The organism is Butyrivibrio sp., from assembly GCF_024699075.1.
This window is the reverse complement of the sequence record NZ_JAILQF010000425.1, coordinates 1-2,217: the sequence shown is the minus strand read 5'-3', so window position 1 is coordinate 2,217 and position 2,217 is coordinate 1. Positions and strand designations below refer to the sequence as shown.

General features: G+C 39.1%; 2 protein-coding genes. Both read right to left on the bottom strand.

All coding sequences use genetic code 11. The annotated features are described in order from the left end of the window. Nucleotides 1–987 (bottom strand): tRNA uracil 4-sulfurtransferase ThiI (gene thiI, locus K6G87_RS16925; RefSeq protein WP_296839859.1); only part of this gene is annotated, 987 nt, incomplete at its 3' end. Between the two features lie 128 nt (nucleotides 988–1,115). After that, the coding region (locus tag K6G87_RS16920) for a cysteine desulfurase family protein (RefSeq protein ID WP_296839856.1) at nucleotides 1,116–2,217 on the bottom strand (1,102 nt) is incomplete at its 5' end.

Here is a 2,217-nt window from a genome sequence, read left to right as displayed (position 1 = left end):
ATCAAAAGCAATAACAGGTCTGTAAACAGGCATAGACTCTACAACAGCATTAGTACACAGAAGTGACTGCATTGTCTGTGATGCAACCTGTCCTATTGATTCACCTGTAATAAGTCCCATACAACCTGAGTTCTTAGCAAGTATCTCTGCAATACGCATCATATATCTTCTCATGATGATAGTTAATTCATCATGTGGACACTTGTCATATATATACATCTGAATATCAGTAAAGTTAATTACATGAAGCTTAACCTTACCTGTATACTTGGCAATAACTCTTGCAAGGTCTTCTACCTTCTGCTTAGCTCTTTCTGATGTATACGGCGGAGCGTTAAAATATACTGCCTCAATTTCTACGCCTCTTTTAGCGATCATATAACCTGCAACAGGGCTGTCAATTCCGCCTGAAAGAAGAAGCATTGCTCTTCCGGCAGTACCAAGCGGCATTCCACCGGGACCCGGAATAACTTCTGAGTAAATATTGATTTTCTCTCTAAGTTCTACATGAAGAAGAATATCAGGGTTATGTACATCTACTGTAAAGTCAGGATGAGCTTCAAGGATAGCTGCTCCAAGATCTCTTCCAAGTTCCATGGAATCAAGAGGATAAGACTTATCAACTCTTCTGACCTGAACCTTAAAGGATTTATGCTTATCAGGATATACATCTCCCATAAAGCCTGCTACAAGCTCTGCAAGCTTATCAGGATCAGGGAGTTTACTGTCTCCGTCTCTTTCTATAGTAACTGCAGGACATATTCCTGAAAGGCCAAATACTGTCTGAAGAGCGCTTATAGTCTCATCAAAATCATAGTTTTTGGCTTCAACATATATACGTCCGGCTGTTCTTGTTACATCAAATTCGCCTGCACACTTTTCAAGCACACGCTTTATCTGACGCATAAGAGCATCTTCAAAAACATAACGATTCTTACCCTTTAAGCCGATCTCGGCATACTTTAATATAAATGCGTGATACTGCATCATAACCTCTTTCTGATTCTAATTAGTTTAACTTTACCTCTAAACCGGATTACCCGGATATTTTCATTTTTGAGTAATCAAACGATATTCATTATGTCGTAAATATAAGGACATATTATAAGCAGTAATTACTGACGTGAATATCTTCTAAGCATAGGCACAACAGCTTCTAGTGCTTCTACTGCCATATCTATCTCTTCTTTGGTAGTAAATACAGACATGCTGAAACGAAGTGTAGAATCAAGAAGATCCTTATCAACTCCTATAGCTTTAAGCGTGTCACTTACATGAGGGCGATTAGTTGAGCAGGCACTTCCTGCAGAAACATATACATCCTTGTCTTCAAGAGCATGAAGAAGTACCTCTGCTCTTACGCCCTTAAAACTCATGCTTACGATATGAGGAGCACTGTCACTATCTGTCTTACCATTAACTGTTACATCTTCGAGCTTATCATTTACCGAAGCTATAAAATAGCTCTTTAGCTCTCTCATAGTCTCTACATGGCTATCAAGAGATTCATATATCTCTTCAGCAGCTCTTCCAAGTCCTGCTATTCCAGGAACATTCTCTGTTCCTGAGCGCATACCCTGCTGCTGACCACCACCATAATTTATAGGCACGATCCTTACGCCGTTTTTGACATACAAAAAGCCTGTACCCTTTGGTCCGTGTATCTTGTGACCACTAACAGACATAAGATCGATCCCCATTTTTGAAGGATTAATATCAAATTTACCATATCCCTGAACTGCATCTACATGAAAATAGGTCTTGGGATTTACAGTTTTTATGATCTTTCCGCACTCTTCAATAGGCTCAAGTGCACCTATCTCATTGTTTACAAGCATGATGCTTACCAAAATAGTATCAGGTCTTATTGCATTTTTAAGATCCTCTAATACCACCTGGCCGTTCTTATCAACAGGAAGATAAGTAACTTCAAATCCCTGCTTTTCAAGATATCTCATGGTTTCAAGAATTGCAGGATGCTCGACAGATGAGGTGATAAGATGTCTTCCAACCTCTTTCTCTTTAGCTCTTGCAGTTCCGATTATAGCCATATTGTCAGATTCTGTTCCACCTGAGGTAAAAAAGATCTCTTTATCATTACAGTGAAGAGTCTTTGCTATTTGCTTTCTTGCATTCTTAACTATATCTTCTGCAACCTTGCCAAAGTGATGCATACTTGACGGATTACCGTACTCTTTAGTCATTGTATCTGCAACA